This is a genomic window from Cyclobacterium xiamenense (genome assembly GCF_042140265.1).
GTDB classification, from domain to species: Bacteria; Bacteroidota; Bacteroidia; order Cytophagales; family Cyclobacteriaceae; genus Cyclobacterium; species Cyclobacterium xiamenense_A.
The window spans coordinates 1,290,401-1,312,874 of the sequence record NZ_CP159481.1 but is presented as its reverse complement, the minus strand read 5'-3'; the positions used below and the strand labels follow the sequence as shown (position 1 = coordinate 1,312,874).

Below are 22,474 nucleotides of genomic sequence, written 5' to 3'. Positions count from 1 at the left end.
GGAAATGCATAAAATAAAAAAGAACTAGGAGGTGGTAAATTTATCCATTCCGGAACGAATGTGAAGGTCCCGTTGTGGAAAGGGAATTTCTACCATTTCTTCCCTGAATTTGGCGAAAATCGCGTAGTAAAGTTGGCTTTTCAACACTTTGGGTTTGTTGATATACTCGGAAGTCCAAACCCTAAGGTTAAAATCGATACTGCTGTCATTGTACTGTTCAAAAAGCACGTCCGGTTCGGGATAACTGAGTACGCCCGGATTGACTTTTACTACCTCCAGCAGGATACGCTTGATTTTCTCCGGATCCTCTTTGTAAGCAACGCCGACGGGAATATTAAATCGGATATTCCGATCGTTATGCGACCAATTAATGACGGGATTGTCGATGAATTGACTGTTGGGGAGGATGATGGAGATGTTGTCATTGGTAAGTACCATGGTGGACCTCGCCGATATCTTAATCACATCTCCGTATACATCGTCCACCTCAATTCGATCTCCCACCTTGATGGGCCGCTCAACGAGAATGATCAGTCCGCTGATGAAATTATTGGTAATGTTCTGCAGACCAAAACCGATGCCAACCCCAATGGCTCCAGCAAGTATCCCCAGGGCGCTCAAATCCACATTGCTGTTTTGAAGGATGGTCACCAGACCAAAAATTACCAATACATATTTGAAAATGGTGGCGATCGACTGCCGGATACCCACGTCCAGATTGTACCGAATCAACACCTTGTTTGCTAAAAACTTCCGGGTAATTTCCGCGATGATGAACAGGAAGACGATGGATAGGGTCAGCCCGATGAACAACCCAACCGTCAGCCTCGTTTCGCCAAGCATCAAAAGTTTAAAATTCCAAAACTCATCAAAATGCTCCAAAAAAGCCCAAAAATCTCCGTTTTTGATATCCTCTATAATTTCGTTCATGTGTGCTCCGATTACATCTATATGGCTACCCAACCCTGCCGCCAGAAAAACGTCGGACAGGAAACCAACCCACTTGTTTTTTCGCCTTCAAAGGCCACTCGTACCCGACAAAGATGTAGGTTCGTCCCGCGTTTCGGTACCTTTTTTGCTGAAAAAAACCGGGATAAATTCCATCGACACCTACACCAATAGCCACCAATTTAGGTAAATTTGTGATTAAATTAATGGTATGAGCAAGCAAAAAGAAGAACTTGAACATCGTCTAAAACTCAGAAACATCAAACATTCCGATTTCAATGATATCCGGGAAATCATGGTTTCGGCTTACAAGACGCAGGGCATGACCTGGACGAAGGAAGAATTTAAAAATCAACTAAATGCTTTTCCTGAAGGACAGATCTGCCTGGAAGACAATGGTAAAGTCGTTGCTGTGGCCCTTAGTCTCATTGTGGACTATTCCAAATACGGGGATAACCACAGCTACGACCAAATCACTGGCTATGGAAAGTTTGATACGCACGATGAAGAAGGGGACACCTTGTACGGTACCGATGTGTTTGTGGACAAAGAATACCGTGGCCTCAGGCTCGGCAGAAGGCTCTACGATGCCAGAAAAGAACTTTGTGAAAACCTGAATTTACGCTCCATCATTGCGGGGGGACGAATTCCCGGCTATAGCAAATACGCAGATCAGATGTCTCCCCGAAAATACATCGAACTGGTAAAAAACAAAGAAATCTTTGACCCGGTTTTGTCTTTTCAGTTGGCGAACGAATTTCACGTTCGGAAAGTAATTACCAAGTACCTTCCCGAAGACACCGATTCCAGGGCCTATGCTACCCTTTTGGAATGGATTAACATTTATTACGAAAAGGACGAAAAGCTGATTGGCAATAAAAAAACCATCGTGCGACTCGGTCTGGTCCAATGGAAAATGAGGCGGTTTACAGACGTAGACGATCTCATGCAGCAGGTCGAATTCTTCGTCGATACGGTCTCTGATTACAAATCGGATTTCTGCCTGTTTCCGGAGTTTTTCAACGCCCCCTTGTTGGCAGAGTTTAATAAAATGGATGCTTCCGAAGCCATCCGAAACCTGGCAGACTATACCGAAGAAATCGTCAACCGCATGCGCGACCTGGCACTCTCGTACAATGTCAACATCATCGCGGGCAGCATGCCGGAATACGATGGGAAAAAACTCCGAAACGTAAGCTATCTCTGCAGAAGAGACGGGACCATGGACAAGCAGTACAAATTGCACATTACCCCGGACGAACAATCCTACTGGGGCTTGCAGGGAGGGAACGGCATCAAAGTGTTTGATACCGATGCCGGAAAAGTGGGTATATTGATTTGTTACGACGTGGAATTTCCGGAGCTAAGCCGAATTCTGGCCGAAAAAGAAATGGATATCCTGTTTGTTCCCTTTTGGACAGATACAAAAAATGCCTACCTTCGGGTAAGTACCTGTGCTAAATCCCGGGCCATCGAAAACGAGTGTTACGTGGCAATCACCGGCTCGGTAGGAAATCTCCCCAGAGTAGAAAACATGGACATCCAGCATTCACAGGCTGCCATCTACTCGCCCTCCGACTTCTCGTTTCCCCACGATGCCATTATCGCGGAAGCCTCTCTCAATACCGAAACCACCATCGTGGCAGATGTGGATCTGGATTTGTTAACAAAACTACGAAAAGCGGGAAGCGTGCGAAATCTGGCGCAACGACGACTGGATTTGTACTCCATACAGTGGAAAAACAAACGATAATGCAGTATTTCAGTCATATTTCACATGAGCTCCTGGAACTCGCAAAACCCATCCGCGTACTGGTAACAGACCTGGATGGCGTACTGACAGACGGAAGCATCATCCTGGATGACAACGGCATGGAATACAAGTCGTTTCAGGTAAAAGACGGCCAAATACTCCACTACTTGCGGGAGGCAAAAATCCAGGTGGGCGTGCTTTCCGGCCGGGATGTGGCCGTATCCAAAAAAAGGTGTGAGCAAATGAATGTGGACTTTCACCGACACGGACTGAAAGACAAATGGGGAGCGCTGTCGGAGATTCTATCCGAAAAAGGAATCCAAACGGCGGAGGTGGCCTATATTGGAGACGATTTAATTGACCTGGACCTGCTTCGGCGGGTGGGTTTTTCGGCTGCCCCCTCGGATGCCATGCCGTATATTTTGGATAACGTACACTACGTCTGCAAAAAACAGGGAGGAAAAGGGGTCTTCCGCGAAGTTGCAGACCTGATTTTGTACGCGCAAGGCAAACTTCCCGATCTCCTTTACGGAAGATCCGCTGCGGGTGCTGTCGGTACAAACCCAACGAACGATGAGTGAACCTACCCATACCATGCGCATAGGCGAATCCCTGATACTGGGAGCGGACAGGCCAGTGTTGTTTTCTGGCCCCTGTGCTGTGGAAAGCAAGGAGATCTGCCTCGAAATTGGTAGCACAGTCAAAACCCAGGCACAAAAACATGGATTTGACTATGTGTTTAAAGCCTCTTTTGATAAGGCCAACCGCACCTCCGGAAGTTCATTTCGGGGGATTGGATTCGAGCGATCCCTAAACGTGCTGCAGGAAGTAGGAGAAGCGCTCCAGCTTCCTCTGGTAACAGATGTTCACGAAAGCTACCAAGTAGAAGCCGTCGCCGCAGTGGTGGACGTGATACAGATACCGGCTTTTCTATGCAGGCAAACGGACCTTTTACTTGCCGCCGGAAAATCCGGTAAAGCCATCAAAATTAAACGCGGCCAATTCATGGCCCCGGAAGACATGCAGTTCGCTGTGGATAAAATACGGTCTACCGGTAACCCCAATGTATGCCTGACCGAAAGGGGGTTTTCCCTGGGCTATCACAACCTGGTAGTAGACATGCGCGCACTTCCCATCATGCGTCAATTTGCTCCCGTAGTTTTCGATGTCACGCACAGCGTTCAGCAACCGGGGGCCAATCAGGGCAGCAGCGGGGGACAGCGACAAATGGCCCCCTACCTTGCCCGGGCGGCGGCAGCGGCTGGAGTGGACGGTTTTTTTATTGAAACCCATCCAGAACCCTCAAAGGCCCTGAGCGACGGGCCGAACATGATCCCTCTCGGAACCATGGATGCCTTCCTCGGCATGATCAAAGAAGCCTGGAAAATCGGAAATCGTTACCGAAATTTTCCTTTGGTATGAGTCCCTGCTGTAGTTTGCGATATTTCCTGTTCTACCTGATTTCCGGCATGACGGGAAGTCTGCTGCTACTCGCAGGGGGCTCCGCTTTGTCCAAAACTTCCCCCGTCGCCCAGGAAATTCGCTTTCTTCTTGAGCGAGACGCATCACAAACCCATCCCGGTTTTTCACACGCTCCCCTACATGGCAAATCTCATTTGCTGACATTTTACTCCGAACGGGCCTTTGAACCCGCCTGGTCTTCCGGGCAGCAGCCAACCTGTGAGGCAATGGAATTGAGGCAATTGATACGCCTTGCCGGGATTGACGGTTTGCTACCGGAAGATTACCACCTTGCCGCTGTCAATATGCTCATGAACCGATTTTTTGAAACCGGACTTCTTTCAGCGGGGGAACTCGCGCTGCTCGATGTTCTCCTTAGCGATGCATTTGTTAGCTTTGCTCATCATCTCCACCATGGGAAAATACATCCCGAACACCTGAACGGCATCTGGAACATACAAACCAAGCGAGACGAACCGCGGGTATTGGAGAAATTGAACCGTGCCCTTGCTACCAAAAAGGTACGGGAAGAATTACATAGCCTCCGCCCAAAATTTCCCGTCTACGACCGAATGCGTGCATCCATGAAGAAGTACGCAGAATTGGCCAAGCGATACCCCGATCAAAATCAGCCGCTTTCCACCAACGACAAGCCGCTGGAAATCGGTGAAAGGAATCCGATCGTTCCTTTTATCCGCGAAAGGTTAATTTTATGGCAAGACCTGAACGTCTATTCAATAGCCCCAGATGATGAAGACCTGTATGACCGTACACTCGCAATGGGAGTGGTAAGCTTCCAACAAAGAAACGGACTCCAGGCAGATGGGGCTATTGGAAGGGCTACGCTTGAAGCACTCAATCACAATTCCGAAACCCTGATGGAAAAGCTGGCGGTAAATATGGAACGTCTTCGCTGGCTCCCGGACACCACGCTTCAAGAGTTCATTTTGGTAAATATTGCTGGATATTCCATGGATTTCATTAGCAAGCAGGACACCCTGCTACACTCCAACGCCATTGTTGGGAAATCCTATCGGAAGACTCCGGTTTTTAATGCAGCCATGAGTTACCTGGTCTTCAGCCCCACCTGGACCATCCCTCCGACCATTTTGAAAAACGACGTGCTACCGTCGGTACGAAAAAACAGCGCATACCTGGCCGAGAAAAACATGCGGGTCCTGGACCATTCCGGAAACACAATCGATCCCCATACCATCAACTGGGAAAAAATATCGGGACCTGACTTTCCCTACCTTATCCGACAAGAGCCCGGACCATCCAATCCTCTGGGGTCGGTCAAGTTCATGTTTCCCAATGAATACGACGTGTACATTCACGATACCCCTTCAAAGGAATTGTTCTACCGGGAAGACCGGGCGCTCAGTTCCGGATGCATCCGCATCCAAAAACCCTATGAGTTAGCCCAACTCTTGTTAAACGATCAACCGCTATGGACCGATGAACGCATTCGAAGCGCCATGCAGCAAAACCAAGAGCAGCTGGTGCAATTAAACAGAAAAATCCCGGTCATTATCCTTTACCTGACCTGCTGGACGGATTCAAACCGCCGGGAAAACATACGCAAGGATATTTATAACCGAGATGCTGAACTTTTAAAACGGATGCGCCGACCGCTACTGGAAAACCGGTCAGGAAGCGAAAACTGATTTTTCGTGGTAATGGGACTGATCGGCATGAATATACAGGCAACTTTGGTCTTGAATCAATTCAATCACCTCTTCGACATGTTCAGGAGGAAGGGCGGGACAACCCAAACTTCTTCCCAAGCGTCCGTAACTCTCAAGAAACGCTTCGGTTGCATAATCTGCAGGGTGGATGACGATGGCGCGATCCCTGGCTTTATCGTTAATTCCTTTTTCCAACCCGTCCAGGCGAAGGGATACGCCGTGCTTACCCATGTATTTTTCTCCGGTCAGGTAAAATCCCAGGCTACTCATGTAACTTTCGGGCACATTGGAAAAGCTGGTTGCATGCAGGTCCCCGGAATTCCGGCCATGAGCCACCAGGGAAACATGCCGCAGCGTTTTGGTTTCCATATCAATGATCCATAACCTCTTTTCCGTGGATGGAAGGTCGAAATCAATTAGGGTGAGGGGTTTTCCTTCGATCATTTTCCCTGTTTCGGCCAATAGACGGTAGCCCTTCACGGCCCTTTGCAAAACTTCTTTCCTGAGAAAGCCCGCATCCTGTCGAATATTCTCCCAAATGCTTTCGGACAATTCGATCGCTGGTTCCCAAACCGAGCTGTTCAGGGGCTCAACGGCATTTATTTTTGTGTGCGAGAGATGCGCATCACCGAAAGAAAGGACCGGACTGGCGATCAAAAACAAAGAAACGATTACATTTTTCATTCAAATTCACTAAAATTTCCATAGGTACAAGGGCAACACCAGGGCCAACTACCTATAGATGGTAACAGCATTGCTTGAAAAATAATTTAATTCCGATTCATTTTTTTATTTTTCTTCCCATTGGCTGATTATTTGTTTTATTTTGAACCGAACCGGCTTATTTACTTGTTCTTTGGCTTGGAAATGACTCAGCAAAAGTGAGCCCTAGGCCCACCGCTGCAAGTCTGGTCCTCTGGTAAAAGCGTGCTTCCCGTAAGGTTTTGTTGAGTTTTTACAGAAATAAAGTAAACAAATGAAAGGATTATCCGGTTAGAGAATCTATGAAATTATCAGTCTACCGAAAGGAACATTTCAATGCCGCCCACCGCTTGCACAACCCGGCCTGGTCGGAGGAGAAAAACAGGGAAGTTTTTGGAAAATGCAACAACCCCCATTACCACGGACACAACTACGATTTAATCGTGAAGATCACAGGCCCGGTTGACCCGGACACCGGATACGTATACGACATGAAGCTACTTAAAGATTTAATGCGAACGCATGTCACCGATAAATTTGATCACAAAAACCTAAACCTGGATACAGATGAATTTAAAAATCTTAACCCAACTGCGGAAAACATTGCTGTGGTTATTTGGAATATTTTGAGGAATAAAATTGAAAAAAAATACGACTTAACAGTTCGATTATATGAAACAGAAAGAAACTTTGTTGAATTCAGCGGGAATTGATCTCAATCAGACCATAGAAGAATTAGGAGACGAGCATCTTGCCTCCTCACACGACACCCCTCTCCGGGAGGACGCATTTGAAATGGATGACGACCTGAAAATGGAGCTGATAGAGAAGCATTTTAAGGAAATCATGTACATTTTGGGTCTGGATCTGACAGACGATAGTTTGAAGGGAACGCCACGGCGCGTTGCCAAAATGTTTGTAAAAGAGGTTTTTAGTGGACTGGACCCGAAAAATAAGCCAGACGCTAAGCTTTTTGAAAATAAGTTTCGTTACAACGAAATGTTGGTCGAAAAAGACATTACCTTTTATTCTCATTGCGAGCACCATTTTGTACCCATCTACGGGAAAGCCCATGTTGCCTACATTTCTAACGGTCACGTCATCGGCTTGTCCAAAATCAACCGCATCGTTCAGTATTATGCGAAGCGACCGCAGGTACAGGAACGGTTGACGGTTCAAATCGGCAACGAGTTAAAAGCGGCATTGGGTACGGAGGACGTGGCGGTGATACTGGATGCCGATCACATGTGTGTATCCAGCAGGGGTGTTCGAGACACCAGCAGTAGTACCGTCACTGCTTTTTATAGCGGACAGTTTGAACAATCTTCGCAAAAGAGAAACGAGTTTTTGAAATACCTGGAGCTTCCCCGGTAATCGGCGTTAACTCCTGTATTTCGGCGCGGTTCTAAACCCGGGTCAGGCGATCTCCCACCAAGGATTTTGGTGGGAGATTTTTTTGAAAGCCCTTTCAAAAAACAAACAATTTGGCGATTTATTTATTATTATAAGGTAAAGGAGTAAATAGCTATGAAGGATAAAAATGTAGTGATAATTGGAGGAAACAGTGGGATTGGGGCGCAGGTAAAGCAGCTTTTGCAACAGCGAGAGGCAAATGTGCTTACCTACTCCAGATCTCAGGAAGGTATTCAAAAACTAGATGTAACCTCCGATTTCACAGAGATTGAGGGGATTCCAGAGACCGTTCACGGGCTGCTTTATTGCCCCGGGACCATCCTGTTAAAACCCTTTCACCGAATCGGACTGGATGATTTCAGAAAAGACCTGGAAATTAATTACCTGGGCGCCGTAAAGGTATTGCAAGCGCTACAACGTCCACTTAAAAAGGCCTCCGCTGCTTCGGTGGTTTTAGTGAGTACGGTGGCAGTACAAACCGGCCTTGGATTCCATTCCTCTATTGCGGGAGCCAAAGGAGCAGTAGAAGGTTTGACCCGTTCCCTGGCGGCTGAGTGGGCCTCCAACGGCATCCGGGTAAATGCCCTGGCGCCCTCACTTACCGATACACCCCTTGCCGAAGCCCTGCTTTCGACGCCGGAAAAGAAAGAGGCAGCCGGGAAGCGACACCCTTTGGGCCGCTTTGGTACAGTAGATGACATGGCAGCCGCTATCGAATTTTTGCTGTCCGATAAATCCTCCTGGATCACCGGACAGGTGTTGAAAATAGACGGAGGAATGGCAAGTATCCGGTGAAAGGTTTGTATTTTTGCAACATTTACGTTGAACAAAGTGTAGGTAGATAAGGGTATTGTCCCTGAATAAAATTAGCATACGTATGAGGACCCCACCTGAATCATTCTTGATCTTTAAAGCCGAGCTAAAAAAAGCTCAGCTGGAGAAAGAGCGATTGCGAAAAGTGTACGAAGAGAAACTCGTTGACATGAATCGCGAACTCTCCCGGTTAAAAGAACAAATAGAGGCACAACAGGAACTGATGAGAACGACTATTGATTATGCCATAAAGCTCGAAGAAGACCTGGGAAGTTTCAAGGAAGAAGTAGAAAATGAGAAAAAACAAAGAAAAAATTCTTTTCACTGAATCAATTAGGTAAGTATTCCGTAAATTAACAGGTAGTTGACGTAAACAAAGGTTACCATGAACGACACCCTAAACAAATCAGCGATGGAAAACTTTGACCTGTCTTTCGAAGGGAGATATGCCAAGGTTTTTGTTGATGAATCCCGAGGAATAATCATTTGCGAATTGTTGGTAGACTACGTACCGATCGAAGATTTTAAGGATACCTTTCACAAAATATCCGCCCTGGTGAAAGACGGTTCCTTTAATAAATTCATTTTTGACAAACGGGCTTTGCGCGCTTTCCATCAACCCAGCATGGAGTGGTACTTTTTGGATTGGAAAAAGGAGATGTATTTCCAAGGGATTACGGTCCATAGGAAAATCCTACCCGCTGAAAAATGGTTTGAAAAAATGGTTATGATCGCAAAAAAGCAAATAATCGAAAACAACCCGGGCAACATTATCGAAAATCTGGATATCAAATACTGCGATTCGATAGAAGAAGCCATTCTAACGTAATGAAGCATTTTTCAAAAAAAAACATCCTGGAGTTAGAAAAGAGTTATCGAAGGGATTTTGTAAACTGTTTGAGCGGATACAAAAGTTTGAATCTGCTCGGTACAATGAACGAAGATACCGGAAAAACGAACCTGGCTCCCTTCTCACAAGTGTTTCATATCGGAGCCAACCCGCCACTGGTTGGCATCCTCTTCCGACCACCCACAGGCGAGCACCATTCCCTGGAAAATATCCTTCGTAGTGGGGTCTTTACCCTTAACCATGTTACGGAACATTTTTACAAAGAGGCGCACCATTGTGGTGCCCGCTGGACCAGTTCCGAATTTGCAGCGACCGGGCTCAGGGAAGAGTATAAAGATGGCTTTGCGGCTCCTTACGTGGCAGGAAGTCCCTTGCAGGTGGGCTGTACCCTTGAGGAGCAATTACCACTTGCTGTAAACAACACGGTACTGGTAATCGGTAGCATCGAACACGTGTACGTGCAGGAAGATTCGTTAGGAGACGATGGATTTATCGATTTACAAACGCTGGGTACCGTCACTGTATCCGGTCTGGATGCGTATCACCTCGGTCATAAATTGGCGCGTTTGGCCTACCCCAAGCCAGGACAACCCGTACGGACGATCTCCTCCGAAGAGAAACCCTAGCCGTCCCATGGCTTGCTAGCGGATACTGTAGGATTGAACAAACGGTTGTCCACTTGGCGTTCGTCCTTCAAGTACCAATCGGCCGCTATAGTCTTCCAGGAATTTCCCAACTTTTTCCGGATCGTTCGCAGGGTTTTCATTGATACGTGTTAGGATAAACCCTTCCCCAAGGCCCAGATCCCTCAGGTAACCCCTCGTAATTGCTGATATTTTTACTCCATACTCCAGATTGAACCGGTCCATCTCGATTGCATTAATGGATTCAAGTTTTGCCCCGAGCAAGGGTGAGGAATAAAACGAACGTTTTATTACACCTGTCCCACCGAGTAGGTTTTGGAGGGTCAGCTCAGATTTTCGAAGCTCGTTATCTCTCAGGTATTCCACCGTTATTTTATCTCCGGGATAATAGTACGACAAAGACTCCTCAAAACTACCCTTTCCGGAAATGCGGTTTCCATCAATTCCCACGATAACATCGTTTATTTGCATTCCTGACTTTTCCGCGGCACCGCTTCGAATGACATGTGAAACCACCACTCCATCCAGCGACTTCAATCCCATGTCTTCCGCTAATTCGGGCGTTATTTCATTTACTTCGAGTCCGGGAATGGCTTTTTGAACCTCGCCAAACTCAATCAAATCGTTGGCAATCTTGGTTGCGATATCTACGGGAACAGCAAAGCCGTACCCGGTGTAGGACCCTGTGCGGCTCAGGATTGCCGTATTGATTCCGACCAGTTCTCCCCTGTCATTTACCAGGGCGCCGCCGGAATTTCCCGGATTGATCGGGGCATCTGTCTGGATAAAGGATTCCAACGGAAATTCCCCTCCCATGATATTGATCTGCCTTTCTTTGGCTGAAACAATTCCGGCAGTTACGGTGGAGGTGAGGTTAAATGGGTTACCAACGGCCAGTACCCACTCGCCAATTTGAAGCGAGCGGCTGCTACCGATTTTTATTGCAGGAAGCCCGCTGGCTTCAATTTTCAATACGGCAATATCGGTGTTCGCATCGGACCCGATGAGGCTGGCCTTGTAGGTTCGCTTCCTGTGCACAACCTCGATGGTCTCGGCGCGTTCGACTACATGATTGTTGGTGATAATGTATCCATCTTCAGAGAAAATCACTCCCGATCCGGTACTCACCGTCTGTTGAGGTACACCTTGTCCAAAGAAGTAATCAAAAATACTGTACCTGCGAGAATCCTGTCCGGAAAAGTTTTTTATGAACACCACCGATCCGGTGCTTTTCTCTGACGCCTCTACGAAGGAATCCGGGACGCTCACCGGATCGTAAGCGGCCGCTTCCTCTGGTGTATCCCGATTTTCCTCCACCCGAGAGGTACGATATCCCAGGTTTTCAACGATTTCCTCACTCGGAACGACCGGGCGAAGTTCTTGTATCAGCCCGACATAGGACCAGGCACCCAGGATTCCTCCAAAAAAAGCGATGATGGCGGTAACAAAATAGTGTTTTTGCATGACTCCACAATTGGTTTTGAATGGATTAAACGGAAATCCGCGCCAATTCGGCGGATATATTACCATAAATCAGCACGAATGGCCGGAAATCCCTACCCCATGTCTTCCCTTCCGAATTTTATGCCAAAAAAAAGAGATTCCTCAAAAAGCGTAAAAAAAACAGGGAAAACTGTTTTTCCCTTGTAAATTTGTCAGTAGTTTGAATAGAGGCTGCCGTCGCAACCAATTGGATAAGCAATATACTTTTTGACAAAAGTAAAACAACCCCATGTCTACAATTAAAAGAGTCGCCATCCTGGGTTCCACAGGAAGCATCGGTACCCAGGCCCTGGAGGTCATCAAACAACATCCCGAAAAATTTCAGGCAGAAGTACTGACTGCCCAAAACAACAAAGAGCTGCTCATCGAGCAAGCCATCGAATTTCAGCCCAATGCTGTGGTAATTGGAAACGAAAAATGGTACCCGGAGGTGAAGGAAAGACTCGCTGCACAGCCCATTAAAGTTTATACCGGGCAGGAGGCCATTGCTTCCATTGTAGAAATGGATTCGATCGATATTGTATTGACGGCTTTGGTAGGCTACGCGGGACTCATTCCTACCCTAAAAGCGATTTCGGCAGGAAAGCCCATCGCCCTGGCAAATAAGGAAACCATGGTGGTGGCAGGTGATCTGGTAACCCGCCTGGCCAAAGAAAAAGCCGTAAACATCTACCCGGTGGACTCGGAACACTCTGCCATCTTTCAGTGCCTGGTAGGAGAATTTCATAACCCGATCGAAAAGATCATTCTTACCGCCTCTGGAGGCCCCTTTCGGGGAAAAGATCGGGCATTTCTGGAAGGAGTAACCAAGGAACAGGCGCTAAAGCATCCGAATTGGGACATGGGTGCCAAGATTACAATTGATTCTGCTTCCCTGATGAACAAAGGCCTGGAGGTGATTGAAGCCAAATGGCTATTTGGGCTCAAAACCGACCAAATTGAGGTCGTTGTACACCCCCAATCCATCGTTCACTCCCTGGTACAGTTTGAAGATGGATCGATAAAAGCGCAACTTGGATTACCAGATATGCGTATCCCTATACAATTTGCGTTGTCCTTCCCCGATAGAATTAAATCGTCTTTCCCAAGGTTTGACTTTGCAAACTACCCCAATCTTCAGTTTGAGCAGGCAGATGTAAGTACCTTCAAGAACCTTGCTTTGGCCTACATGGCGCTGGAAAAAGGCGGAAATACCGCCTGTTCGCTCAATGCTGCCAACGAAGTGGCAGTGGCAGCATTTTTGCAGGATCGAATTAAGTTTCTGCAAATGTCGGACCTGATCGAACAGACCGTCGACAAAATTGGTTTTATTGAAACGCCAAGTTTGGATGATCTCATCCAAACCGATGAAGAAACGAGAAAATTATCAGAAGAAATAATCAGTAGAATTTAAGGAATGGATACATTAATAATGGTAGCGCAACTGCTACTGGGCTTGTCGATTTTGGTAGGGCTGCACGAAATGGGACATTTGCTGGCAGCAAAACTCTTCGGAATGAAGGTCGAAAAGTTTTCCATCGGCTTCCCTCCTAAAATTGCCGGCTTTCAATGGAAAGGGACCGAGTATTCGATCGGCGCCATTCCGCTGGGTGGCTTTGTAAAAATATCCGGGATGGTGGACGAATCGCTGGATGCCCAACAGATGGCATCCGAACCTCAACCCTGGGAATTTCGGTCCAAGCCTGCCTGGCAGCGATTGATTGTCATGCTGGCCGGCATCATTGTAAATGTCGTGGCGGGTATCGTGGTCTTCGTGTTTTTGGTTTACAACAACGGGGAAACCTATTACTCCCGCGACCAGGTCATCGAGCATGGAATCGTGGCATACGATATCGGGGAGCAGATTGGCCTACAAAAAGGTGATAAAATTCTGGACATCAATGGAATGCCCTACGAGTCGTTAAATGACATCAGTAGCGGAGATGCGCTGCTTAGTTCGGACGGCTATTATACCATTGAGCGGGATGGCGAGCGCATGAAGATTTCCATACCCCGCGGGTTTATCAATTCGTTTTCCAACGAAGAAAGCATATCAAACTTCATCCAAATTCGGTTTCCTTTTGCGGTATTGGATATATTGCCCGATGGGACAGCCAAAGATGCGGGTTTGCAGGCTGGCGATAAGATTCTAGCGGTAAATGATACCGAGATCTACTATTTTGATGAGTTGCAGGCGGCATTGGAAGCGAATAAAGGAGAGGAAGTGGAGCTTACCCTGGAGCGCGACCGGCAAGAGCTGCTCGCTCAGGTGCCCGTAAGCGAGCAGGGCACCATCGGAATCGCTGTAGAAAACCTGCTGAAACCGGTGAAAAAGACCTATTCATTTGCTCAGTCAATTCCTATAGGAGTCGAACGCGCCTTTAGTGTGGTCATCATCAATGCCCGGGCTATGGGGAAAATGTTTACCGGAGAAGTATCGGCAAAGAACGTCAGCGGACCGATAGGGATGGCAAAAATCTATGGATCCACCTGGGACTGGGCAAAGTTTTGGTCCATCACCGGACTGATCTCCATGATTCTGGCGTTTATGAATCTTCTCCCAATCCCCGCATTGGATGGAGGGCACGTGATGTTTTTATTGTACGAGATGGTTTCCGGCCGGAGCCCTTCGGACCGCTTTTTAGAAAACGCTCAGAAAGTTGGGATGGTTTTGCTCCTTGCGATCATGGTATTTGCGATTGGAAACGATATCCTAAAGCTATTTACCGGGACCTGATAACTGCCCTGCCGGAAAACGCTTACGATTGATCCGGCCAGGTTACCCCGCAGATCAACGGATACCTGACAATTTGATCTGCAATGTAACTTGGCACAGGCCTTGGACATTTTACACGATTCTCCGGATCATTGGAGTTTTTTTGTATATTAAAAAATAATATGACAGAACACCTGTCATTATGTCTGTATGAACAATAACGACAATCAACTATATCAATCATTACTGTTGGGCGACTATTCGGGCGAAGGAGATCTGATACAACTGATTACCGAAGATGAGGACGACGGCGCACTAACGGAGGAAGATCTTTCCAAGGAAATCTCCATCTTATCGGTTCGAAACACTGTTTTGTTCCCGGGCGTAGTCATTCCAATCACCGTAGGCAGGCAACGCTCGATCAAATTGGTGAAAAAAGCCCAAAAAGGGGACAAGTTAATCGGCGTTTGCGCGCAAAAAAACCCAAACATGGAAGACCCTTCCTGGGAAGATATTTACCACGTGGGGACGCTTGCAAAGATCATAAAAATGATCGTGCTGCCCGACGGCAATACGACCATCATTATTCAGGGTAAAAAGCGGTTTGAGATCGAGAACGAACTTTCGGAAGACCCCTATTTTCAGGCAAAGGTCCAGTATCTGGAAGAATCCTTTCCACAGAACAGCGAAAAAATAGAAGCGCTGGAGCAATCCCTGAAAGAGGCAGCGTTCAAGATATTGCAGCTGAACCCGGAAATTCCCCGTGAGGCTCAGGTAGCGCTGGATAACATCGACAGCACGCCTTTTCTGACCCACTTTCTTTCCTCCAACATCAACGCTCCGGTCGAATCCAAACAACGACTTCTGGAGATCAACGATGGCATCGACCGTGCCACGCTTTTGCTGGAATTCATGATGAAGGACATCCAAATGCTGGAACTCAAAAGCGAGATTCAGAAAAAAGTCCACACGGATATTGATCAGCAGCAACGGGATTATTTCCTCCGACAGCAGATGAAAGTCCTGCAAACCGAATTGGGCGAAGAAGGCCCGGAGAAGGAGGTAGAAGAACTTCGCGCCAAGGGCAAAAAGAAAAAATGGCCACGAGAGGTAGCGGTTCAATTTGAAAAAGAGCTGGACAAAATCCTCCGGATGAATCCCGCCGCGGCAGAATACCCCATTTCTCTTAACTACGCCGAGGTGTTGGTCGAACTTCCCTGGAACGAGTTTACTCCGGATAATTTTGACCTGAAACGAGCGAAGCGAATCCTGGATCGGGATCATTCCGGTCTGGACAAGGTGAAGGAGCGAATCATCGAATACCTGGCCGTATTGAAATTAAAAAAAGACCTGAAAGGACCCATTCTTTGCTTGTACGGCCCCCCGGGTGTAGGAAAGACTTCTCTAGGCAAATCGATTGCCAAGGCCTTGGGAAGAAAATACGTACGGATGTCGCTAGGCGGATTGCACGACGAAGCCGAAATACGAGGGCACCGAAAAACCTATGTGGGAGCCATGCCAGGAAAGATCATCCAAAACATGAAAAAGGGCAAATCTTCCAATCCGGTTTTCGTTTTGGACGAAATCGATAAGTTGAGTTCTGATTTCCGGGGCGATCCCTCCTCCGCTTTTTTGGAGGTGCTGGATCCGGAGCAGAACAACGCCTTCGTGGATAATTTTCTTGATGTGGAATACGACTTGTCCAAGGTTCTGTTTATCGCAACGGCCAACACTCTGGAAACCTTGCAGCCTGCGCTTCGTGATCGGATGGAAATCATCGAAGTGACCGGGTATACCCTGGAAGAAAAAGTAGAAATTGCCAAAAAGCACCTGGTTCCCAAGCAGCGTCGGGAGCACGGCTTGAAAGCAAAGGACATCGCCTTTTCAAACGAAGCCCTGGTCAAAATTATTGAAGACTATACCCGTGAATCCGGTGTCCGAACCCTGGAGCGGCAGATCGGTAAACTGGTCCGTAATATTGCTAAATCCATCGCTATGGAGGAGCCTTATCAGAAAAGGATTACCCCGCAATTGGTTCGGAAAATCCTGGGAGGTGAGCTATTCGATAAGGAAATTTATCAGGATAATTCACTTGCAGGGGTGGTCACCGGGTTGGCCTGGACCTCGGTAGGGGGAGAAATCCTGTTTATCGAAGCCAGTATCAGCCGGGGAAAAGGCAAGTTGACCCTCTCCGGGCAATTGGGAGACATCATGAAAGAATCTGCCATGACAGCGATCTCCTACCTAAAATCTCAGGCAGAAACGCTCCAGATTGATCACCGTGTATTTGACCAATACGACCTGCACATTCACGTTCCTGCGGGTGCCGTACCCAAAGACGGTCCTTCCGCGGGCATCACCATGCTTACTGCCATTGCATCCGTGTACACCCAACGAAAAGTAAAATCCAAACTTGCGATGACGGGTGAAATCACCCTCCGGGGAAAGGTAATGCCCGTAGGTGGAATCAAAGAGAAGATTCTTGCCGCAAGAAGAGCCGGTATCAAAGACGTGTTGTTGTGCAAACGCAACCAACGGGACCTGGAAGAAATCGACGAAAGTTACCTGAAAGGCGTCAACTTCCATTTTGTCGATCACGTTAGCGAAGTGTTGGATATTGCATTGCTTCCCGAAACAGTGGATCATCCGGTGAAGTTTACCTTTGACAACGACACCCGGACAACCGGAGCAAACTAAAAAATGAAAACCATGAATCATTTGACACCGAAGCAAATTGTTGCGGAACTGGATAAATACATCATCGGGCAGACGGATGCAAAACGAAACGTAGCCATCGCGCTGCGAAACAGGATACGTCGACTCATGGTCAAGTCAGATCTTCAAAAGGACATCGTTCCAAACAACATCCTGATGATTGGTTCTACGGGTGTGGGAAAAACCGAAATCGCCCGTAGGTTGGCAAAAATTGCCAACGCCCCCTTTACGAAAGTGGAGGCATCGAAATTTACAGAGGTGGGCTACGTGGGCCGCGATGTAGAATCCATGGTGCGGGATTTGGTAGAGCATTCCATCAATTTGGTGAAGGAATCCAAAAACGAGGAAGTAAAAGAAAAAGCTGCCCTGATCGTTGAAGACATGTTGTTGGACATATTGATTCCTCCCGTCAAAGGCGCGGGATTTACCGGAGCCTCGTCCAGGGAAAATTTCAACCCCGATCAGGCTTCCGAGCAAGAACTAAACGAAAAGACCCGTGAACGATTTCGTGAGAAATTGAAAAATGGAGAACTGGAATCAAGAAAGATCGAAATAAATGTCAAACAGTCTGCTCCCTCGGGCATTGGCATGATAGGAAACGGCATGATGGATGAAGCGAGCATGGCAGGCCTGCAGGACATGCTCAGCAATATGATGCCCAAACGGAGCAAAAAGCGAAAGGTAAGCATCGGGGAAGCACGAAAAATACTGATGGAAGAAGAGGCGTCCAAGCTGATCGATTTTGACGAGGTAAAAGAGCAGGCCATTCACCTGGCAGAAAACAATGGCATCATATTTATCGACGAAATCGATAAAATTGCCTCAGGATCCCGAAAGTCCGGCGGAGGCCCGGATGTAAGCCGGGAGGGTGTTCAGCGAGATTTACTTCCGATCGTAGAGGGCAGCGCTGTGAATACCAAATACGGCCTTGTCCATACGGATCACGTATTGTTTATCGCAGCAGGGGCTTTTCATGTGAGTAAACCGTCCGATCTCATTCCCGAGTTGCAAGGACGATTTCCGATACGGGTGGAATTGTCCAGCCTGACAGAAAATGATTTTTACCGAATCTTAAAGGACCCGAAAAATGCGCTGACCAAGCAGTATCAAGCTTTATTTGAAGCCGAGCAGGTCTACCTGGAATACACCGATGAGGCCATTCAGGAAATTGCCGCACTGGCTTTCCGCATCAACGAAGAAGTAGAAAACATCGGTGCGCGCCGGCTCCACACCGTCATGAGCCACCTGTTGAACGATTTTCTTTTCGAGGTACCGGATTCCATCGGTCCTAACAGCAAGATCATGATAACCCGAGAAATGGTGGACGAACGACTCAGTTCTTTGGTAAAGAACCGGGATCTCTCACAATACATTCTTTGATGCCTGAACTGTTGTCAGGATTCAGGAACTCGTCCGGTGGGTATCATGGGAAGTTCGTAGAGTTTTACCCCGACCGCATCGTCGATCGCATTTCGAATGGCCGGTGCAATGCAGACAATAGGGGCCTCTCCTGCTCCCGATGAAGGCAAATCTTTGCGGTTTACCAGCAGCACTTTGGTTTTCGGTATGTCTTTGAACCGGGGTACGCGATAGGTAGACAGAAAAGCATTGGATACATTTCCCTGGTCAAATTCCACTGCCTCAAAAAGCGCTCCCCCCAGCCCCTGCAAAACACAGCCGGTGACCTGACTCTCCAGGTGCCGGGGATTGATAATCGCCCCACATTCGAATGCCGTAACTACCGAAACAACACGAAGTTCCCGGGTATACGGATCTATCGCAACTTCTGCAAATGTGGCCACATACCCGCCTTTTACGGCACCGCAGGCCATGCCGAACCCATGGTTGGACGAGGGTTTGTCCCGGTGCCAGTCAAAGGCTTGTCCAGCTGCTTTGATAACAGATTTCAATCGCTCGTCCTCCAGGTTCTTTAATCGAAAATCCATGGGATCGGCACGAACCATTAGGGCAAGGTCATTGATTGTGGATTCCATGGCAAATACATTGGCTGTCGAAGCAAGAGCGCGATAGGACCCTTGCCGCAACGGAGAATCGGATCGGTGGTATTGCTCGTATTTGTTTTCTCCCAGGTAGGGAGAGGTAATGCCTGCACCTCCTGAATTATAATTGTGAAACTCCCAGGAAGCTAAACGGCTTCCTCCCAAGGCTGCTTTCACCCGAATCAGTCCCGCCGGACGGAAATACGCCCACTTAAACTCCTCTTCCCGGGTCCAGGTAACCTTAACCGGTTTGCCCACCGCTTTGGAAAGAATGGCGGCTTCTATTCCAGCCTCTCCGGTGTGTTTCCCTCCGTAACCGGAGCCGGTATCGGGCATGTATACCCGAATTTTATCCTTGGGTAGCGAAAAGGCTCGTTCCAACTCTTCCTGCACACCAAAGGGGCGTTGTGTACCCGTCCATACTTCCAGGGAGCCGTCGCTCCACCGGGCAAGGCCCGCTCTGGGCTCCAGGGGTACGTGCGCGATGTAGTTTATTTAAAATGCTTGTTCCAGCCTTTCGGAGGCAGCGTCGTACGCAGCCGTGATTTGCGCGGGTACAGGCTCCCCGTTTTCGGCAGTTCGCTCCAAATGGTCAAAAAGCGCTGCTCCAGCTACCTGAGGGGAGCGCTCCCATTCGGCTTCCACCGTTGCGAGGGCCATAGCGGCGGTACGGGAATTTTTCGCGGTGACTCCGATAAAGTCTCCTTGCCGTACCACACGAACCCCGGGCAAATTGGCAGCCGCATCCGTATTGGCGCGAACCAGTTTTGCCCCGTATACGGGTGGCCGCAGCACCTTCCCATACAGCATTTCAGGAAGCACCATGTCCGACACGTATTGGTGTTTGCCACGAACGAAATCCTCTCCATTTATTTTCCTTACGGATGTTCCCGCCACGGTCCATTTTTTCGGATCGATGGTTTTTACTTGCGCATCCATAGGGACCAGGAGTTCTTTGGCATTCGCCAGATTACCGTATCCCAATTGTTTTCCGTTGGTTGGGTGCTGCACGGAACCTTTCTCCAGCCGCAGTTCGACTGCTCCGAGTTTCCACGCTTTTCGGGCTTCCTGGAGCAGGATCTCCCGCAAACTTGCCGCAGCCTTTCGGAGGATTGGCGCCATTTGTGGGGTGGTCAAGCTACCGTAAGTACCCCTATCGTACGGGGTTCGGGCGGTATCTCCCATGACCAGCTGGATCGCCGAGACCGGTACGAAAAGCTCCTCGGCTACCACCTGTGTAAGGGAAGTGCGGATGTTTTGGCCGACCTCCACTTTTCCCGTAAATACCGTAATCGCTCCGGTTTCGGATACATGAATCCAGGAAGCAAGTGCATCCGGGTCAGCATGTACGTCATTTTCGGAAAGCAGGGATAAGCCTTCTGAGGCCAGGTAATCGGTCCATACGAAATAGGTGGCGATGCCCGCCCCCATGTATTTAAAGAAATTTCTTCGGCTAAGCCCTCGCCGCGGCAATGACTTTTTCCTGGGTGAGTCAATCGGGGTGGGGTTCATGCCTTGGTATCGTTTTGGGTTAGTTTTTTTAATGCATTCAGGATAGCCGGATAGGTGCAGCACCGGCAAATATTTCCATTCATTCCATCTATTAGCTCCTGTTCGCCCAGGGGTTTTTTACCTTCCACCAGAGCCACGGCTGTCATGATCATTCCCGAGGCACAGTAGCCACACTGAAATACGTCTTCCTCCAAAAACACTTCTTGCACCCGATGCAGGCGCCCATCGGCCTCCAGGCCCTCGATGGTTCGTATGCGTTTGCCCTGGACACTGGTCACCGGGGTGATGCATGCCGGTGTGGGACTGCCATTGACCAATACCTTGCAAGCGCCGCAAGCGGCCTCGCCACAACCATATTTTGTACCGGTGAGCTGTAATTGCTCCCGGAGAACTTCCAGCAAGCTTGGGTTGCCGTCCACGTCCACGGTATATTCGGTAGCATTGACGTTGATTTTCATAATATCATTTGGGTTTCACCATAAGTCACTTAATGTAGGTAAAATATGGAAAAAAAACAATGTAAGACCTTTTGGGAGGTACATCCGATGCTCCCGTTTTTCATTTATTTTCGACATATCCATAAAATCTTTGGTGGACAAGGACATTTTAAATAATTTTGGGCTTCTTAATTTAACACTGTGAAGGCCAACCCCTAAAAAACAGGAAAAAAACCGGAATTCGCCGAAATAAACTGTCGGAACAAAATAGTCGAAAGACAGTCCTACCCGATTCCTTTTTGAGACAAGAACACATTAAATGAAAAAAAGAGCTGTAATTACGGGCGTCCATGGCTGGGTGCCGGAGTACGTACTGGACAATAAAGAATTGGAGACGATGGTGGATACCAACGATGAGTGGATCACCAGCAGGACCGGAATCAAAGAACGAAGGATATTAAAAGGCGAGAATCAGGGAACTTCCGTGATCGGTACCGAGGCGGTGAAAGGGCTTCTGGAAAAAACATCCACCGATCCGGAAGATATTGACCTGATTATTTGTGCCACGGTAACACCGGACATGCTCTTTCCCGCGACCGCCAATATCATTGCCCATAACGTGGGCGCAACGAATAGTTTTAGCTTTGATGTTTCTGCCGCCTGCTCCGGTTTTTTGTACGCACTGACGATTGGCAGTCAGTTTATCGAAACCGGTGCGCACAAAAAAGTAATCGTGATTGGAGCGGATAAAATGTCCTCCATAGTAAACTACGAGGACCGTACCACCTGCATCATTTTCGGCGACGGCGGTGGAGCGGTGTTGCTGGAACCTACCGATGAGCCCTTGGGAGTGATGGATTCCTTGCTCCATACCGATGGATCGGGTGCTGATTTTCTTCACATGCGGGCCGGTGGGAGTCGGAAACCCGCCACGATGGAAACGGTGAAAAACCGGGAACATTACGTGTTTCAGGAAGGGTCTACCGTTTTTAAGTTTGCCGTAACGAAAATGGCCGATGTGAGCGCGCAAATCATGAAGAGAAATCACCTGGAAGGGACAGATATCGCCTGGTTGGTTCCCCACCAGGCAAACAAACGGATCATTGATGCCACAGCAAACCGGATGGGCATCGGGCCGGAAAAAGTGATGTTGAATATTGAAAAATATGGCAATACCACCGCTGGTACCCTGCCACTGTGCCTCTGGGATTACGAATCACGTTTAAAAAAAGGTGACAACTTGATTCTGGCAGCATTTGGTGGTGGATTTACCTGGGGAGCCGTTTATTTGAAGTGGGGATACGATCCAAAATAAAACGCAAACAAATTAATATTCAGAT

General features: G+C 48.0%; 21 protein-coding genes. 15 read left to right on the top strand and 6 right to left on the bottom strand.

Features of this window, described 5'->3' with window-relative positions; genetic code table 11:
• Positions 1–24: 24 nt before the first annotated feature.
• On the bottom strand, positions 25–930 hold the full coding sequence (locus ABWH99_RS05650; RefSeq protein ID WP_375585319.1) for a mechanosensitive ion channel family protein: 906 nt from the start codon (positions 928–930) through the stop codon (positions 25–27).
• 229 nt (positions 931–1,159) lie between these two features.
• Between ABWH99_RS05650 and ABWH99_RS05645 the strand changes: the two genes are divergently transcribed.
• From ABWH99_RS05645 to ABWH99_RS05630, 4 genes are read left to right on the top strand one after another with little or no spacing between them, the layout of a single operon-like run.
• The gene (locus tag ABWH99_RS05645) at positions 1,160–2,701 is read left to right on the top strand and encodes a GNAT family N-acetyltransferase (protein ID WP_375585318.1); all 1,542 of its coding nucleotides are present in this window, start codon (positions 1,160–1,162) and stop codon (positions 2,699–2,701) included.
• The gene (locus ABWH99_RS05640) at positions 2,701–3,282 is read left to right on the top strand and encodes a KdsC family phosphatase (protein WP_375585317.1); all 582 of its coding nucleotides are present in this window, start codon (positions 2,701–2,703) and stop codon (positions 3,280–3,282) included. The genes ABWH99_RS05645 and ABWH99_RS05640 overlap by 1 nt, the downstream gene beginning before the upstream one ends.
• Entirely contained in the window at positions 3,275–4,123 is an 849-nt protein-coding gene (kdsA, locus tag ABWH99_RS05635; RefSeq protein ID WP_375585316.1) for a 3-deoxy-8-phosphooctulonate synthase, read from the top strand. The genes ABWH99_RS05640 and kdsA overlap by 8 nt, the downstream gene beginning before the upstream one ends.
• Positions 4,120–5,829, top strand: a complete 1,710-nt coding sequence (locus ABWH99_RS05630) for a murein L,D-transpeptidase (protein WP_375585315.1) — start codon at positions 4,120–4,122, stop codon at positions 5,827–5,829. The genes kdsA and ABWH99_RS05630 overlap by 4 nt, the downstream gene beginning before the upstream one ends.
• Here ABWH99_RS05630 and ABWH99_RS05625 read toward each other — a convergent pair.
• A complete protein-coding gene (locus tag ABWH99_RS05625; protein ID WP_375585314.1) occupies positions 5,812–6,534 on the bottom strand; it encodes a murein L,D-transpeptidase catalytic domain family protein in 723 nt (240 codons plus the stop codon). The two genes, ABWH99_RS05630 and ABWH99_RS05625, sit on opposite strands and share 18 nt — an antisense overlap.
• Positions 6,535–6,854: 320 nt before the next feature.
• Here ABWH99_RS05625 and ABWH99_RS05620 point away from each other — a divergent pair, with 320 nt between their 5' ends.
• The 6 genes from ABWH99_RS05620 to ABWH99_RS05595 all read left to right on the top strand — a co-directional run bounded on the left by ABWH99_RS05620 (position 6,855) and on the right by ABWH99_RS05595 (position 10,254).
• The gene (locus tag ABWH99_RS05620; RefSeq protein WP_375585313.1) at positions 6,855–7,265 is read left to right on the top strand and encodes a 6-pyruvoyl tetrahydropterin synthase family protein; all 411 of its coding nucleotides are present in this window, start codon (positions 6,855–6,857) and stop codon (positions 7,263–7,265) included.
• Positions 7,225–7,926: a GTP cyclohydrolase I FolE gene (folE, locus tag ABWH99_RS05615; RefSeq protein ID WP_375585312.1), complete on the top strand. Its 702-nt coding sequence runs from the start codon at positions 7,225–7,227 to the stop codon at positions 7,924–7,926. Before ABWH99_RS05620 ends, folE begins: the two co-directional genes overlap by 41 nt.
• Before the next feature lie 153 nt (positions 7,927–8,079).
• Positions 8,080–8,760: an SDR family NAD(P)-dependent oxidoreductase gene (locus ABWH99_RS05610; protein ID WP_375585311.1), complete on the top strand. Its 681-nt coding sequence runs from the start codon at positions 8,080–8,082 to the stop codon at positions 8,758–8,760.
• Between the two features lie 82 nt (positions 8,761–8,842).
• Positions 8,843–9,106, top strand: a complete 264-nt coding sequence (locus ABWH99_RS05605) for a hypothetical protein (protein ID WP_375585310.1) — start codon at positions 8,843–8,845, stop codon at positions 9,104–9,106.
• Positions 9,107–9,163: 57 nt separating this feature from the next.
• Positions 9,164–9,607, top strand: coding sequence for a hypothetical protein (locus ABWH99_RS05600; RefSeq protein WP_375585309.1), 444 nt, complete (start codon positions 9,164–9,166; stop codon positions 9,605–9,607).
• Positions 9,608–9,711: 104 nt separating this feature from the next.
• A complete protein-coding gene (locus ABWH99_RS05595) occupies positions 9,712–10,254 on the top strand; it encodes a flavin reductase family protein (RefSeq protein ID WP_375585308.1) in 543 nt (180 codons plus the stop codon).
• Between the two features lie 15 nt (positions 10,255–10,269).
• Here the strand turns inward: ABWH99_RS05595 and ABWH99_RS05590 are convergent, their stop codons facing one another.
• Positions 10,270–11,736, bottom strand: a complete 1,467-nt coding sequence (locus tag ABWH99_RS05590; RefSeq protein WP_375585307.1) for a S1C family serine protease — start codon at positions 11,734–11,736, stop codon at positions 10,270–10,272.
• 268 nt (positions 11,737–12,004) lie between these two features.
• Here ABWH99_RS05590 and ABWH99_RS05585 point away from each other — a divergent pair, with 268 nt between their 5' ends.
• From ABWH99_RS05585 to hslU, 4 genes are all read left to right on the top strand, one after another.
• Positions 12,005–13,168 (top strand): 1-deoxy-D-xylulose-5-phosphate reductoisomerase, encoded by a 1,164-nt coding sequence (locus tag ABWH99_RS05585; RefSeq protein WP_375585306.1) that lies wholly within the window; start codon positions 12,005–12,007, stop codon positions 13,166–13,168.
• Between the two features lie 3 nt (positions 13,169–13,171).
• The gene (gene rseP / locus ABWH99_RS05580; protein WP_375585305.1) at positions 13,172–14,491 is read left to right on the top strand and encodes an RIP metalloprotease RseP; all 1,320 of its coding nucleotides are present in this window, start codon (positions 13,172–13,174) and stop codon (positions 14,489–14,491) included.
• Between the two features lie 189 nt (positions 14,492–14,680).
• Positions 14,681–17,167: an endopeptidase La gene (gene lon / locus ABWH99_RS05575; RefSeq protein WP_375585304.1), complete on the top strand. Its 2,487-nt coding sequence runs from the start codon at positions 14,681–14,683 to the stop codon at positions 17,165–17,167.
• 3 nt (positions 17,168–17,170) lie between these two features.
• Positions 17,171–18,565 (top strand): ATP-dependent protease ATPase subunit HslU, encoded by a 1,395-nt coding sequence (hslU, locus tag ABWH99_RS05570; protein ID WP_375585303.1) that lies wholly within the window; start codon positions 17,171–17,173, stop codon positions 18,563–18,565.
• A 14-nt stretch (positions 18,566–18,579) separates the two neighbouring features.
• Here the strand turns inward: hslU and ABWH99_RS05565 are convergent, their stop codons facing one another.
• From ABWH99_RS05565 to ABWH99_RS05555, 3 genes are read right to left on the bottom strand one after another with little or no spacing between them, the layout of a single operon-like run.
• The gene (locus ABWH99_RS05565; protein WP_375586546.1) at positions 18,580–19,671 is read right to left on the bottom strand and encodes a xanthine dehydrogenase family protein molybdopterin-binding subunit; all 1,092 of its coding nucleotides are present in this window, start codon (positions 19,669–19,671) and stop codon (positions 18,580–18,582) included.
• Between the two features lie 9 nt (positions 19,672–19,680).
• On the bottom strand, positions 19,681–20,697 hold the full coding sequence (locus ABWH99_RS05560; RefSeq protein WP_375585302.1) for a resuscitation-promoting factor Rpf1 domain-containing protein: 1,017 nt from the start codon (positions 20,695–20,697) through the stop codon (positions 19,681–19,683).
• The gene (locus ABWH99_RS05555; RefSeq protein WP_375585301.1) at positions 20,694–21,155 is read right to left on the bottom strand and encodes a (2Fe-2S)-binding protein; all 462 of its coding nucleotides are present in this window, start codon (positions 21,153–21,155) and stop codon (positions 20,694–20,696) included. Before ABWH99_RS05555 ends, ABWH99_RS05560 begins: the two co-directional genes overlap by 4 nt.
• A 298-nt stretch (positions 21,156–21,453) precedes the next feature.
• Here ABWH99_RS05555 and ABWH99_RS05550 point away from each other — a divergent pair, with 298 nt between their 5' ends.
• Positions 21,454–22,449: a beta-ketoacyl-ACP synthase III gene (locus ABWH99_RS05550; RefSeq protein WP_375585300.1), complete on the top strand. Its 996-nt coding sequence runs from the start codon at positions 21,454–21,456 to the stop codon at positions 22,447–22,449.
• The last annotated feature ends 25 nt before the right edge of the window (positions 22,450–22,474 follow it).

Bases quoted from the DNA above. Each gene is read 5' to 3' on its own strand.
- ABWH99_RS05640 (WP_375585317.1), top strand. From the start codon at position 2,701: ATGCAGTATTTCAGTCATATTTCACATGAGCTCCTGGAACTCGCAAAA.
- ABWH99_RS05600 (WP_375585309.1), top strand. From the start codon at position 9,164: ATGAACGACACCCTAAACAAATCAGCGATGGAAAACTTTGACCTGTCT.
- ABWH99_RS05650 (WP_375585319.1), bottom strand. From the start codon at position 930: ATGAACGAAATTATAGAGGATATCAAAAACGGAGATTTTTGGGCTTTT.
- ABWH99_RS05605 (WP_375585310.1), top strand. From the start codon at position 8,843: ATGAGGACCCCACCTGAATCATTCTTGATCTTTAAAGCCGAGCTAAAA.
- ABWH99_RS05555 (WP_375585301.1), bottom strand. From the start codon at position 21,155: ATGAAAATCAACGTCAATGCTACCGAATATACCGTGGACGTGGACGGC.
- ABWH99_RS05595 (WP_375585308.1), top strand. From the start codon at position 9,712: ATGAACGAAGATACCGGAAAAACGAACCTGGCTCCCTTCTCACAAGTG.
- hslU (WP_375585303.1), top strand. From the start codon at position 17,171: ATGAAAACCATGAATCATTTGACACCGAAGCAAATTGTTGCGGAACTG.
- ABWH99_RS05625 (WP_375585314.1), bottom strand. From the start codon at position 6,534: ATGAAAAATGTAATCGTTTCTTTGTTTTTGATCGCCAGTCCGGTCCTT.
- ABWH99_RS05630 (WP_375585315.1), top strand. From the start codon at position 4,120: ATGAGTCCCTGCTGTAGTTTGCGATATTTCCTGTTCTACCTGATTTCC.
- kdsA (WP_375585316.1), top strand. From the start codon at position 3,275: ATGAGTGAACCTACCCATACCATGCGCATAGGCGAATCCCTGATACTG.
- lon (WP_375585304.1), top strand. From the start codon at position 14,681: ATGAACAATAACGACAATCAACTATATCAATCATTACTGTTGGGCGAC.
- ABWH99_RS05590 (WP_375585307.1), bottom strand. From the start codon at position 11,736: ATGCAAAAACACTATTTTGTTACCGCCATCATCGCTTTTTTTGGAGGA.
- ABWH99_RS05620 (WP_375585313.1), top strand. From the start codon at position 6,855: ATGAAATTATCAGTCTACCGAAAGGAACATTTCAATGCCGCCCACCGC.
- rseP (WP_375585305.1), top strand. From the start codon at position 13,172: ATGGATACATTAATAATGGTAGCGCAACTGCTACTGGGCTTGTCGATT.
- ABWH99_RS05550 (WP_375585300.1), top strand. From the start codon at position 21,454: ATGAAAAAAAGAGCTGTAATTACGGGCGTCCATGGCTGGGTGCCGGAG.
- folE (WP_375585312.1), top strand. From the start codon at position 7,225: ATGAAACAGAAAGAAACTTTGTTGAATTCAGCGGGAATTGATCTCAAT.
- ABWH99_RS05645 (WP_375585318.1), top strand. From the start codon at position 1,160: ATGAGCAAGCAAAAAGAAGAACTTGAACATCGTCTAAAACTCAGAAAC.
- ABWH99_RS05560 (WP_375585302.1), bottom strand. From the start codon at position 20,697: ATGAACCCCACCCCGATTGACTCACCCAGGAAAAAGTCATTGCCGCGG.
- ABWH99_RS05585 (WP_375585306.1), top strand. From the start codon at position 12,005: ATGTCTACAATTAAAAGAGTCGCCATCCTGGGTTCCACAGGAAGCATC.
- ABWH99_RS05610 (WP_375585311.1), top strand. From the start codon at position 8,080: ATGAAGGATAAAAATGTAGTGATAATTGGAGGAAACAGTGGGATTGGG.